Here is a 12727-nt window from a genome sequence, read left to right as displayed (position 1 = left end):
CCGGTTTTGAGCTCCACGACCTCGGACCCGCGCACCTCTCCGACCACGAGACGGTCGGGGCGCATGCGCAGGGCCTGCCGTACGAGGTCGCGGAGGCCGACCCCGCCCGCGCCTTCGAGGTTGGGGGGCCGCGCTTCGAGACGCACCACGTGAGGATGCCGGGGATGCAGCTCGGCGGAGTCCTCGACCAGCAGCAGGCGCTCACCGGGGTCGGCCAGGGACAGCATCGCCGAGAGCATGGTCGTCTTGCCGGTGCCGGTCCCGCCCGTGACGAGGAAGGCGAGCCGGGCCGCCATGATGGCGCGGAGCACTGCCGCCCCGGGGCCGGGGACGAGTTCCTCCATCGTGAAGGTGCGGCGTGGCGGCAGCCGGAGCGAAAGGCACGTGCCCTCGGGGGCGATCGGCGGCAGTACGGCATGCAGCCGCACCCCGCCCGCCAGACGGGCGTCCACGTAGGGGCAGGCATCGTCGAGACGCCGTCCGGCCGCCGCGGCGAGGCGCTGGGCGAGACGGCGCACGTCGTCGTCACGGGGGAAGGTCACGCCGGTGCGGCGCAGCCCTTGGCCGTCGTCGACCCAGACCTCCCCCGGTCCGTTGACCAGCACATCGGTGACCCCGGGTGCGGCCAGCAGCCCTTCGAGCGGACCGGCTCCGATGAGATCGGCCCGGAGGGTGCGCGCGATGGCCAGGACCTCGGCATCGCCGAGCACCGCCCGCTCGGCGCGCAGGGCGGCCGCCACCTGGGCGGCGGTGGGCGGCGCCCCCGCGCGCGACAGCCGTACCCGGACGGCCTCGACCAGCTCCGCCGAGACCACGCTCACGGTGCGCCGGCCAGGGTGGAGAGCAACTGGGCGCAGAACCGGCCGAGCGGGGCGCGGCCGAGCGGAGGGGGGTCGCCCCGGTCGAGCGTCCGGGCCAGTCCGCGCAGCTCGGGAAGCACCCCCGCGCAGGGAACGCCGACCGAGGCGGCGACGACGTCCGGGGCCATGCTCCCCGTGCGGAGCACCGCCCGGAGGTCACCGGTGTGGCGGCGGAGAATCGCGAGCGTCTGGGTGGCGGCGAGCGCTCCCCTGACGTCGGCCTGGATCACCACGAGGGTGGACGTCGCCCGGGAGAGTGCCTCCGACTCGCCGTCGCCCACATGCCGCGGCAGATCGACGATCACGAGGTCGCACCCGCGCCGCCCCGCGTCGAGAACGGCCCGCATCGCCTCGCGGGGAATGGGCGCGGGTTCGCCGCGATGCCAGGACAGCACGGTCAGATCGCCGAATGTCGGCAGCGCGTCCTGGAGGGCGGTGAAGCTGACCCTGCCCTCCCGGCCGGCGATGTCCGGCCAGCGGGCTCCCGTGGCCTGCTCCTGGCCCAGGACGACGTCGATGCCGCCGCCCAGCGGGTCGGCGTCGATCAGGAGCGTCCGAAGCCCGTGGCGGGAGGCGGTGAGGGCCAGCGAGGCCGACAGAACCGTGGCTCCCACGCCTCCCCGGCCGCCGGCGACGCACAGGACCGTGCCCGCCCTCGTCGCGGGCTCGGCGGCTTCCCCCAGCTCCTCGACGAGCAGCCGCTCGGCCTCGGGAAGCTCCAGCACGGTGTGCGCGCCGACGGCCACGCACCTGCGCCAGATGTCCGGGTCGCCGGGCCCGCGCGTGACCAGCAGCACGTTGCGCCGAGGTGAGGGGCCGGTGGCCGCGAGGTCGTCGGCGAGGTCCGCGCCGACGACCACCAGCGGGGCCTGGCTCCAGTACGGCCGGGCATGGGCCGCCGCATGGGCGACGTCGATGTCCACCCCCGCCGCGGCGGCGATGCGGAGCAGATCGTCGAGGAGTTCCTGATCGTCGGTGATGGCCAAGGGCCGGTGCATCGGTGTCTCCCAGTAGCTCGGGGAGACCACCTTGCGCGAGTCCGCGACCGCCGCCCGCTCCCGAACGCGGCTCTGGGGATGAACGCCAGGCTGTGGACAAAGAGGGGCGACCCCCGCCGGGGGGGAGAGCGGGGGTCGCCGACCGGTCCGGCTCTGGGGGGGTAGAGCCGGTCCCGTATTAGAAGAAAGCTTTAATCACTGGACGGGGGCCTGGCAAGGGTTTGGCAAAGGCCCAGTGGAGACACACCGTATGCTGCCTGATCGATGTGACCTTCGTCGAGCACCATCCCCGCATCCGAGTCAGTTTTTTTCATTGAGTCAGTGATGCGTGTGGACGGCGGGCCCTCGGCTCCCCTAAGGCAACCCCCGGTAAAGGTCTTGTTCCGCAGGGTTTTCAACCGCCGGAATCGGACGTAGAAAGGGGTTACGGACTTTTAGGTCCGCGTACGGACACCGGGCACCCACGCGCGACCAGCCGCGGGAGGCGTGTCGAGACGGGCTTGACCCGCTCCGACAAATTTGAGGTGCACGCTTGGTAACCCGGTGACACGTGCGGGCAGCGGCGTTCCATCCCAGGGACGCCGTCTGCTGTCTCCAGGCCATGTTTCAGCGGTTCGGAGCGACGGTTCGGGCTAGCGCGACAGCGCCTCGCAGATCGCCGTGGTCTCGCGGGCCCCCAGGACGACGGCCGCCGCGCAGTGCTTCACCCACCCGCCCACGCCCTCCGCCGTTCCCTTGAGGTAGGCCCGCAGGCTCTCGGCGTACGCGTCGCCGAGATCGACGTGGCCCACCTCGACCGCGACGAGCGATTTGGGATCCAGCCCGTGCTCCACGAGGGTGAGCCGTTCGGCCGCCCGGGCGACGACGCCGTCAGCCGTCCCGAACGGCCGGAGCACGGCCAGCTCGGCGTGTGCTGTCGCGGCGAGAACCAGGGCCGGCGCCTTCGTGGTGCCGGTGAGAAGGCCGGCCAGAGCGGACATCCGTACGGCGGTCTCCTCCGGACCGGGGGCGGGCCCCAGCCCGAGCGGGTCGGCACCGGTGGGCGCGGTGCGCGGCCTGCCGGGCTCGGCGCTCAGGCCGGCCGCGGCCAGCGTGTGGAGCCGCGCGAGGACCTGGCGCGGCGCCGATCGCCACGTCTTGCCCAGCCGTCCCAGCTCGGCGGAGACCCGCAGCGCTCCCTGGACGACCGGGTCGGACACCTCGCCGAGCCTCACCGGCTCAAGCGGCACGTCGACGCCTTCCAGCGCGGCGGAGGCACGCGCGCCGCGCAGAGCGGACTCCGCCGAGACCTCGGGGCTCCGCCGCCGCAGCACCCGATGCCCATAGAGACGGTCGACGGCCTCGCGGGCCTCCTGTACGGCTTCCGGCACTCCGGGGAGTTCGGCGATGGCAGCCAGTGAGTCATTCACAGAAACCGACCTTACCGGCGGGTAAGGAACCTCCCGCCGCTGGCCGACTTCTCACCAGTCACTACATTGCCCAGTTATAGCGCCATTCCCACCGGCGACATGGCAACCGCTCACGACCGCCCGATTACTTGTACTTGACGCCCTTGGCCTGGTGAAGTGGGACACGCAAACTTGGCCGAGGCGGCCGACAGAAACGTAAAGGAGTACGGAGTGGCCACGGAGACCCCCGGTCAGGAGACACAGGAGACTCTGTCGAACCTGCTGAACGAGACGCGGCGGTTCGCCCCACCAGCCGGCCTGGCAGCGGCCGCGAATGTCACGGCCGGCGTCTACGAGGAGGGGGCCGAGGACCGGCTCGCCTTCTGGGAGCGCGCCGCAGAACGGCTGGCATGGGCCCAGCGCTGGGAGACCACGCTGGAGTGGAAGGCCCCCTTCGCCAAGTGGTTCGTCGGCGGCAAACTGAACGTCGCCTACAACTGCGTCGACCGCCACGTCGAGGCCGGCAGGGGTGACAAGGTCGCCTACTACTGGGAGGGCGAGCCCGAGGGCGACAGCCGTACGATCACGTACGCGGACCTCCAGAAGGAGGTCTCCAAGGCGGCGAACGCCCTGGAGGAGCTGGGCGTCCGCAAGGGCGACCGGGTCGCCATCTACATGCCGATGATCCCCGAGCTGCCCATCTCGCTGCTGGCCTGCGCCCGCATCGGCGCGATCCACTCGGTGGTGTTCGGCGGCTTCTCGGCGGCGGCGCTCAAGAGCCGCATCGACGACGCCGACGCGAAGATCGTCATCACGGCCGACGGCGGCTACCGGCGCGGGGCGCCCAGCGCGCTCAAGCCGACGGTGGACGAGGCGGTCGCGGAGTGCCCGGGAGTCGAGCACGTGCTCGTCGTCCGCAGGACCGGGCAGGACGTCGCGACGACAGGCAAGGACGTGTGGTGGCACGACCTCGTGGACCGGCAGCCCGCCGAGCACGAGGCGGTCCCGCACGACGCCGAGGACCCGCTGTACATCCTCTACACCAGCGGCACCACCGGAAAGCCGAAGGGCATCCTCCACACCACGGGCGGCTACCTCACCCAGACGGCTTGGACCCACCACGCGGTCTTCGACCTCAAGCCCGAGACCGACATCTACTGGTGCACGGCCGACATCGGCTGGGTGACCGGACACTCCTACATCGTGTACGGCCCGCTCGCCAACGGGGCGACCAGCGTCATCTACGAGGGCACCCCGGACACGCCGCACAAGGGGCGGTTCTGGGAGGTCGTGCAGAAGTACAAGGTCACGATCCTCTACACGGCGCCGACCGCCATCCGGACGTTCATGAAGTGGGGCGACGACATCCCCGCCAAGTTCGACATGTCGTCTCTCCGGGTGCTCGGGTCGGTCGGCGAGCCGATCAACCCCGAGGCGTACGTCTGGTATCGGGAGCACATCGGCGGCAGCCGCTGCCCGGTGGTGGACACCTGGTGGCAGACCGAGACGGGCGCCATGATGATCAGCCCGCTCCCCGGCGTCACCGAGGCCAAGCCGGGCGCCGCCATGCGGCCGCTTCCCGGCATCGTGGCCGACGTGGTCGACGACGAGGGCAGGTCCGTCCCCAACGGCGGTGGCGGCTTCCTGGTCGTACGGGAGCCGTGGCCGTCCATGCTCCGCACGATCTGGGGCGACGACCAGCGCTACATCGACACCTACTGGTCGCGCTTCGAGGGGATGTACTTCCCCGGCGACGGCGCCAAGCGCGACTCGGACGGCGACCTGTGGCTCCTCGGCCGGGTCGACGACGTCATGCTGGTCTCCGGCCACAACATCTCGACCACCGAGGTCGAGAGCGCGCTGGTCAGCCACCCCAAGGTGGCCGAGGCGGCCGTGGTGGGCGCGACCGACCCGGTGACCGGCCAGGCCATCGTGGCGTTCGTGATCCTGCGCGGCAGCGCGGAGGAGAGCGCGGACATCGCGGCCGAGTTGCGCGCCCACGTGGCGAAGACGCTGGGCCCGATCGCCAAGCCGCGCCAGATCATGGTCGTGCCCGAGCTGCCCAAGACCCGCTCCGGAAAGATCATGCGCCGTCTGCTGCGCGACGTGGCGGAGAACCGCTCCCTCGGTGACGTGACGACGCTGACGGACAGCTCGGTCATGAGCCTCATCTCCGAGAAGCTGCCGACCGCCAAGAGCGAGGACTGACGAGAGAAGGCGCGGGCGCCTGTGGCGCCCGCGCCTTTCGCGTACCCGGGTAGCCTTGTGGCCAGGTGTGCCGGGAAGTCTGGTCGGCGAGCAGGCAAGTCGCCCCATGACGTCCCACGCCACCGAGGAGATCATGCGCCGCACCGCCAAGAACTGGCCGCTGAGACCCACCGTCTGGTACGCCCGCCAGCTCGCGGAGGCCCTCCGCACCGAGACGATCGGCGGCGTGATCATGCTGATCGCGACGGCCGCCGCGCTCATCTGGGCCAACTCGCCCTGGTCGGCCGCGTACGAGTCGCTCAGGCCGGCCGTCCCGGGCCCATTGGGTCTCACGGTGTACCAATGGGCCGCGGACGGGCTGCTCGCGATCTTCTTCTTCGTCGCCGGGATCGAGGTCAAGGAGGAGTTCGCCCACGGGAAGCTGCGAGACGCCGTCCTGCCGATCGTGGCGGCCGTGGCCGGCATGGCCGTACCCGCGATCCTCTATCTGGCGGTGAGCCACGGCGTCCCCGGGGCCGCGAGGGGCTGGGCGATCCCGACGGCCACGGACATCGCGTTCGCGCTGGCCGTGCTGGCCGTGACGGCCTCGGCGATGCCGGACGCGTTGCGGGCGTTCCTCCTCACGCTCGCCGTCGTGGACGACATCGGGGCGATCAGCATCATCGCCCTCTTCTACAGCGAACAGATCCATCTCGTTCCGTTGCTCGGGGCGGCGGTCGTTCTCGCGGTCTACTGGTTCCTGCAGCGCAGGCGGCTGAGGAGCCCCCTGGTGTTCATCGCGCTCGGGGTGGGCGCATGGGTGCTGCTGCACGAGAGCGGCGTGCACCCGACGGTCGCCGGCGTGCTGTGCGGGCTGCTGACGAGCGTCCACGGCGACGATGACGGGGAACTCTCCCCCGCCGCACGGGCCGACCACGTCGTCCGGCCGATCTCCGCGGGGGTGGCCGTGCCGGTCTTCGCCTTCCTCGCGGCCGGAGTACGGCTCGACCCGCAGTCACTGGGGTCCGTCTTCACCGACAGGATCGCCCTCGGTGTCATAGTGGGCCTTCTCGTGGGCAAGTTCATCGGAGTGTTCGGCGGCGCCTGGTTGTCGGTGCGGCTCGGCTTCGCGAGGATCAGCGAGGACCTCTACTGGCGCGATCTGGCGGCGGCCTCCGTGCTCGCCGGGATCGGCTTCACGGTCTCCCTGCTCATCGGGGACAGGGCCTTCCAGGGAGCGCACCGGGTGACCACGGCGGTGCTGATCTCCAGCTTCGCCGCCTCGGTGCTGGCCGCGGCGCTGCTTCACGTGCGCGTGCGCAGGCGGACACGAGATGATGTCTGATAGTCGCAGATAGGAGATCGCCGATGCCCGAGGAAGAATCGCTCGGTGCGCTGGTCGCCCAGGCCAGTCATCATGTCTCGACCCTCGTCCGCGCCGAGATCGAGCTGGCCAAGGCCGAGCTCAAGTTCGACGCCAAGCGGGTCGGCATGGCGGCCGGGCTTTTCGGCGCCGCCGCCTTCATCGCGCACCTGTGCCTGATCCTGGCCTCGTTCGCGATCGCGTACGGCCTGGTGGCGCTCAGGCTGGCGCCATGGCTCGCGTTTCTCATCGTCACCGTGTTCTACCTGGTCGTGGCCGCGCTCCTGGTGTTCGTCGGCTACCGCCGCCTCAAGGGGCTGGCCGGGATGAAGCGCACCGCCCGGACCCTGAAGAGCCTCAAGACGGGCGTCGAGGAAGAGGTCGCCGAGCTGGGCGCGCCGAAGCCGCCCGCCCCGCCGACCGCCGGGCAGGTGGGCGCCCACCGAGAGTCCGTGACCGATGCCACTTGACGAGTCGGTCGTAGAGGTCGAGGGCCCCTGGACCCACCGCGCCGTCCACGCCGGGGGCACCCGGTTCCACGTGGTCGAGGCGGGCGAGGGCCCCCTCGTGCTGCTGCTGCACGGCTTTCCCCAGTTCTGGTGGACCTGGCGGCACCAGCTCGTCTCGCTGCCGAAGGCGGGCTTCCGCGCGGTGGCGGCCGACCTGCGGGGATACGGCGCGAGCGACAAGCCGCCGCGGGGGTATGACCTGCCGACCCTCGCCGTGGACGCCGCCGGGCTGGTCCGCGCCCTCGGCGAGACGGGGGCCGTCGTGGTCGGCCACGACTGGGGCGGGCTGCTGGCCTGGACGATGAGCGTGCTCGACCCGAAGGTGGTGCGCCGGCTGGTGCCGGTGTCCGCGCCGCACCCGCTGCGCATGCGCTCGGCGCTGCTCACGGACCCCTTCGGCCAGCTCAGGGCCAGCGGGGCGAGCCTGGCCTTCCAGCTTCCGGTGCTGCCCGAGCACAGGCTGACGGCCGACGACGGCGCGCTGGTGGGACGCCTGATCGACGAGTGGTCGGGGCCCGAGTGGCCGCCGGAGGATGTCGCCCACCGCTACCAGGAGGCGTTCCAGATCCCCGCCGTGGCACACTGCGCGCTGGAATACCACCGCTGGTTCGCGCGGTCGCAGTTCCGGCCGGACGGGGTGCGTTACGTGCGGCAGATGCGCACGGAGATCGAGGCGCCGACCCTGCAGTTGCACGGCGCCCTGGACACCCGCGTCCTCCCCCGGACGGCTCAGGGGTCCAGCCGTTTCGTGGCCGCGCCGTACCGGTGGAGGCTGATCGAGGGGGCCGGTCACTTCCCGCACGAGGAGCGGCCGGAGCAGTTCGACAGCGAGCTGATCGGCTGGCTGTCCGACCCCGAACCGGACCGCTGACCACTGGTGGGTGATCATGCATAGGTTCCCGGCGGGCCGGGCCGACCTGCACCCCCCTTGTGTGTGATCATGCAGAGAGTCCCGGTCAATCACCTTGAGCCGGCCAAACACCAGCCGTGATCATGCACTGTGGAGAAATGATGCGTGACCGTGACGACGCGGGCAGGCCGCGGAGCTCGCGTCCCCGTGACGAGTACGGCAGGCCGCTGCCGCGCGGCGCGGAAGGCGTGCCCCGCGTCCCGGACGACTACGCGCCGGACGGCCGGGAAGCGCTCCAAGAGGCCGCACGGCTGCTGGCCGCCGAACGACCGTTTCACGCCCACGAGGTCCTGGAGGCGCGCTGGAAGACCGGCCCCGCCGACGAGCGGGACCTCTGGCAGGGACTCGCTCAGATATGCGTGGGCCTGACCCATGTGCAGCGTGGCAACCCGTCGGGGGCCGCCGCCCTGCTGACCCGTGGGGCCGCCCGTCTCGGCTCGTACGGCTCCAGCCGGCCGTACGGGCTGGACTTGAGGTCACTGGCTCTGGCCGCCGACCGGATCATCGTGGACATCGACGCCGGGGACGTCGATGGAACCGCTGCCATCACACTAATCCTGAGCCTCCTGCATGATCACTGAGGGTGTTCCGCCAGGCCAGGTGGCCTGTTCGGGAATCCGCGCATGATCACGACCGGGGGTGGGTGCGGTTAGTCGCAGTCTTGGGTGTCCACCCGGACGACCGCGCCGCTGCCGTCTTCGGCGTCGGGGAGGACCTCCTCGGCGGTCAGGGCGTAACCCGTCTCCGGCTGGTCGGTGGCCGCCGCGAAGATCACTCCGTAGACCTTGCCGTCCGGGCTGAGCAGCGGGCCGCCCGAGTTACCCGGCTGGACCTTGCCCCGGATCGCGTAGACCTCGCGGTCCACCTTGTGCTGGTTGTAGATGTCGTACGACTCCGCCCGCTGCTTGACCCGGATCCTGGCGGCCAGCGGCGTGAACCCGTGGCCCTTGGGATATCCGGCGATGATCGCGCTGTCTCGGCTCTTGGCCGAGTAGTCGAAGCGCAGCGACCCCGTCTGGAGGTCTGGCACGAACAGGATGGCGATGTCCCTGTCCGGGTTGTAGAGCACCACACGGGCGTCGTGCGAGGTCCCGTCCGAGTCCGTGACCCGCAGCTCCTGCGTCACCCCGGCGACCACGTGGGCGTTGGTCATGACCTTGTGCTGAGCGTAGACGAACCCGGTGCCCTCGATGCGCTTGCGGCAGCTCGGAGCGGTGCCCTGCACCTTCACGATGGCCCTGCGCGCCCGGGTCAGGCCGGCGCTCCCGGTGAGGACCCCCTCGTCGGGCGGCGCCACGTTCTGGCCGCCGATCGAGGTGATCACCTGGGGCCATTCCGAGGAGTCCACGAAGTCCCTGAACGGCTTCTGCAGGGCACGCACGCCGTTCGGGATGGCCTCGTCCACGGCCTGCCAGACGAGCGAGCCGTTGACCTGCTCCTTCGGCAGCGGGAAGCTCATGGACACGATCAGCGACCCGAGCAGCCACGCGATCAGCAGGACGGACAGGCCGCTGGCCACCGAGCCGCCGAAGGCGTCCACCACCCGCGCCGGCTCCCAGGTCACGTGGCTGCGCACCACCGCCCCGATGGTGGACGACGCGAACTGCCCGATCGTCGCGGTCAGGAAGACGATCACGATGGCCAGCAGCGCCCTCTCGATGTCGCCGCTCACGATCGCCCCGGCGATCGGCGGCGCGATGAACATGCCGAGGAAGGCCCCGCCGACGAAACCGACGAAGCTGAAAGCCCCGATGATGAAGCCCTGCCGGTATCCGGACACAGCGAAGGCCAGCACCAGGCCGATCAGGATGAGGTCGAGGAGATCACCGCGCACAGCCTCAACGGTATCCAGCCACGCCCGTCATCGTGCAGACGTCCCGGAGGTCCGCTCGATATCGTGACGTCATGGGGGGCGAGACCGTCGACGATCTGATCCAGATGGCGCTGAACGACAGGGATCCGGACGGCGCCGTGCGCTGGCAGGCGATCTCCGTCCTGCAGGGACGCGGTGACCTGGAGACCTTCACCGTGGCCAGGCGGCTGTGCGCGAGCGCCACGGCCGCGGAGCGGGTGCTGGGGGTGGACATACTGGGGGAGCTCGGACGCGACCGGCCGTTCGCCGACCGGACGCTTCCCGTTCTGCGCTACCTCGCCGCGAGCGAGACCGACTCCCAGGTCCTGTACGCCGTGCTGATCGCGTTCGGCCACCTTCGAGACCCTCGGGCGCTGCCGTCGGTGATCGAGCTGTCCACGCACGACAGGGCCACCGTCCGGTACGGCGCCGCCTACGCCCTGCCGAACGTCCTCGGCAAGCCGCCGGACGCGGCGGGCCTCGCGGCGCTGGGCCGCCTGGCGGACGACCCGGACGAGGACGTCGCCGACTGGGCCTCGCTCGGCCTGAGACTAGCCTCGGGCGGAAAGATCGAGGACTTCGGGGGGCAGGTCCTCGATCCGTGACCGGTCCCACGGCTGCTCGAACCCGGCGGCCGCGAGCACGCCGTCGAGCACCCCGGCCGTGAATCCCCACACGAGCAGGCCGCGCACGCGGAACGCCGGGGACGGGAGGGGGTGGCGCAGCCGGAGCCGGAGCCGGTTCGCCGGATCGACCAGCTCGGCGATGGGGATCCGCTCGACGGCCTCGACCTCGTCGGGGGACGCGGCGTGCACCTCACAAGGCGTGTGCCACCAGGCCAGGACGGGCGTGACCCGGTTGTCGCTGCGCCAGACGTAGAGCTCCGGCATGGTCCCGACGACCTCGACGCCGTGCGGGTCGAGGCCGGTCTCCTCCTCCGCCTCTCGCAGCGCGGCGCCGACCGGGCCGTCATCGCCGGGGTCCACGCCGCCGCCGGGGAAGGCGGGCTGACCGGCGTGCACGCGGCCCTTGGAGCTGCGCTGGATCAGCAGGATGTCCGGCCCCTGCGGCCCCTCCCCGAACAGCAGGAGGACCGCCGCGTGCCGCCCTCCGCCGTTCGCGGGCGGCCGCAACGCCGTCGGGACGGGGGTGTGCGCGGCTTTCGCCGCCAGACCCTTCAGCCAGTGGGGAACCACGACCACCTCCTATGAGAACGGGCCGGTCCGGACGAGTTTCCTCGCCTCTTCCGGATCCGTGGGGCCCGTGCCGTACGACGGGCAGAGCGCGGCGACCGGGCACACGCCGCAGGCCGGCCTGCGGGCGTGGCAGATGCGGCGGCCGTGCCAGATGAGCCGGTGGGACAGCATCGTCCACTCGGACTTGGGGATCAGGTCGCCGACCTCGTGCTCGATTTTGACGGGATCGGTCTCAGTGGTCCAGCCAAATCGTCTCGTGAGCCGCTGGAAGTGGGTGTCCACGGTGATGCCGGGGATGCCGAAGGCGTTGCCGAGCACCACGTTGGCGGTCTTGCGGCCGACGCCGGGAAGCTTGACCAGTTCCTTGAGCGTGCCGGGCACCGCGCCGCCGTGGCGCTCGCAGAGGGCCTGGGCCATGCCGATGATGCTGGTGGTCTTGGCCCGGAAGAATCCGGTCGACTTGATGATCTCTTCCACCTCGGCGCGGTCGGCCCCGGCGTAGTCCGCCGCCGTCCGATACTTCGCGAAAAGTACCGGAGTAACCATATTGACCCTTTTGTCCGTACACTGCGCCGAGAGGATCGTGGCGACCAGCAGCTCCAGGGGGTTCCCGAAGTCGAGCTCGCAATGGGCGTCAGGATAGGTTTCGGCCAGGATTCTGTTGATCCGCCGGGCACGGCGTACGAGAGCGAGCCGGGACTCCCCAGCCGATGGGACTTTGCGGGGCACCCCGTAAGCCTACGCGGACCGGGTGGGTCACAATGGCGAAGGGAGGCATCGTGAGCACCGAAGACGTACTGAGCAAGGCGCCCCTGTTCTCCGCACTCGACCGAGAGAGCGCCGCGGCGCTGAGGACGAGCATCACCGAGGTCGAGCTGTCCAAGGGCAGGACGCTGTTCAGCGAGAACGAGACCGGCGACCGGCTCTACGTCGTGCTCGAAGGCAAGATCAAGCTTGCCCGCACCGCTCCCGACGGCCGTGAGAACCTGCTGAGCGTGCTCGGCCCCGGAGAGATGTTCGGCGAGCTGTCGCTGTTCGACCCCCGCCCCCGTACGGCCTCCGCCATCGCCCTGACGGACGTACGGCTGGCCGGGCTCGGCCATGACGACCTGCGGCCCTGGCTGACCGGCCGTCCCGAGGTCGCCCTCCACCTGCTCCGCGCCCTGGCCCAGCGGCTCCGCCGCACCAACGACGTGCTGGCCGACCTGGTCTTCACCGACGTGCCGGGCCGCGTCGCCAAGCAGCTTCTCGACCTGGCCGACCGCTTCGGGCAGAAGGTCGACGACGGCGTGCGGGTCCACCACGACCTCACCCAGGAGGAGCTGGCTCAGCTCGTGGGCGCCTCGCGGGAGACGGTCAACAAGGCCCTGGCCGACTTCGCCCAGCGCGGCTGGCTGCGGATCGAGGCGAAGGCCGTAGTGATCATGGACATGGAGCGGCTCTACAACCGCTCCCGTTAGGGTC

At 70.9% G+C, this 12727-nt stretch carries 12 protein-coding genes and 1 pseudogene; 7 read left to right on the top strand and 6 right to left on the bottom strand.

All coding sequences use genetic code 11. The features are described from left to right. Positions 1-8: 8 nt before the first annotated feature. The 3 genes and pseudogenes from N5079_RS19530 to N5079_RS19520 all read right to left on the bottom strand — a co-directional run. A pseudogene (locus tag N5079_RS19530) lies at positions 9-821 on the bottom strand (TadA family conjugal transfer-associated ATPase); the annotation flags it as partial. Continuing rightward, on the bottom strand, positions 818-1858 hold the full coding sequence (ssd, locus tag N5079_RS19525) for a septum site-determining protein Ssd (RefSeq protein WP_261585365.1): 1041 nt from the start codon (positions 1856-1858) through the stop codon (positions 818-820). The gene ssd and the pseudogene N5079_RS19530, both read right to left, overlap by 4 nt. A 632-nt stretch (positions 1859-2490) precedes the next feature. Continuing rightward, a complete protein-coding gene (locus N5079_RS19520; RefSeq protein ID WP_261585364.1) occupies positions 2491-3267 on the bottom strand; it encodes a Fic family protein in 777 nt (258 codons plus the stop codon). A gap of 210 nt (positions 3268-3477) precedes the next feature. On the opposite strand from N5079_RS19520, the gene acs reads away from it, so the two are divergent. The 5 genes from acs to N5079_RS19495 all read left to right on the top strand — a co-directional run bounded on the left by acs (position 3478) and on the right by N5079_RS19495 (position 8796). Then, positions 3478-5454 carry an acetate--CoA ligase gene (gene acs / locus N5079_RS19515; protein ID WP_261585363.1) on the top strand — a complete coding sequence of 659 codons (1977 nt, stop codon included), beginning with the start codon at positions 3478-3480 and terminating at the stop codon, positions 5452-5454. Positions 5455-5560: 106 nt separating this feature from the next. Then, positions 5561-6778, top strand: a complete 1218-nt coding sequence (gene nhaA, locus N5079_RS19510) for a Na+/H+ antiporter NhaA (protein WP_261585362.1) — start codon at positions 5561-5563, stop codon at positions 6776-6778. A gap of 23 nt (positions 6779-6801) precedes the next feature. Then, positions 6802-7266 carry a phage holin family protein gene (locus tag N5079_RS19505; protein ID WP_261585361.1) on the top strand — a complete coding sequence of 155 codons (465 nt, stop codon included), beginning with the start codon at positions 6802-6804 and terminating at the stop codon, positions 7264-7266. Further along, complete coding sequence (locus N5079_RS19500; RefSeq protein WP_261585360.1) at positions 7256-8176, top strand: alpha/beta fold hydrolase; 921 nt, start codon at positions 7256-7258, stop codon at positions 8174-8176. Before N5079_RS19505 ends, N5079_RS19500 begins: the two co-directional genes overlap by 11 nt. Positions 8177-8316: 140 nt before the next feature. Continuing rightward, the gene (locus tag N5079_RS19495) at positions 8317-8796 is read left to right on the top strand and encodes a DUF309 domain-containing protein (RefSeq protein ID WP_261585359.1); all 480 of its coding nucleotides are present in this window, start codon (positions 8317-8319) and stop codon (positions 8794-8796) included. A gap of 68 nt (positions 8797-8864) precedes the next feature. On the opposite strand, the gene N5079_RS19490 is transcribed toward N5079_RS19495, so the two are convergent. Next, positions 8865-10049 carry a MarP family serine protease gene (locus N5079_RS19490; RefSeq protein WP_261585358.1) on the bottom strand — a complete coding sequence of 395 codons (1185 nt, stop codon included), beginning with the start codon at positions 10047-10049 and terminating at the stop codon, positions 8865-8867. Between the two features lie 71 nt (positions 10050-10120). Here N5079_RS19490 and N5079_RS19485 point away from each other — a divergent pair, with 71 nt between their 5' ends. Continuing rightward, positions 10121-10672 carry a HEAT repeat domain-containing protein gene (locus tag N5079_RS19485; RefSeq protein WP_261585357.1) on the top strand — a complete coding sequence of 184 codons (552 nt, stop codon included), beginning with the start codon at positions 10121-10123 and terminating at the stop codon, positions 10670-10672. Here N5079_RS19485 and N5079_RS19480 read toward each other — a convergent pair. After that, positions 10619-11263, bottom strand: coding sequence for an NUDIX hydrolase (locus tag N5079_RS19480; RefSeq protein ID WP_261585356.1), 645 nt, complete (start codon positions 11261-11263; stop codon positions 10619-10621). The genes N5079_RS19485 and N5079_RS19480 overlap by 54 nt on opposite strands. Before the next feature lie 9 nt (positions 11264-11272). Beyond that, on the bottom strand, positions 11273-11992 hold the full coding sequence (gene nth, locus N5079_RS19475) for an endonuclease III (protein ID WP_261585355.1): 720 nt from the start codon (positions 11990-11992) through the stop codon (positions 11273-11275). 32 nt (positions 11993-12024) lie between these two features. On the opposite strand from nth, the gene N5079_RS19470 reads away from it, so the two are divergent. Next, on the top strand, positions 12025-12723 hold the full coding sequence (locus N5079_RS19470) for a Crp/Fnr family transcriptional regulator (protein WP_261585354.1): 699 nt from the start codon (positions 12025-12027) through the stop codon (positions 12721-12723). The last annotated feature ends 4 nt before the right edge of the window (positions 12724-12727 follow it).

This window comes from Planotetraspora sp. A-T 1434 (assembly GCF_025420585.1).
Taxonomy (GTDB): Bacteria; Actinomycetota; Actinomycetes; order Streptosporangiales; family Streptosporangiaceae; genus JAOEGB01.
The sequence above is the reverse complement of the archived record's forward strand: the minus strand, read 5'-3'. Positions and strand labels throughout refer to the sequence as shown.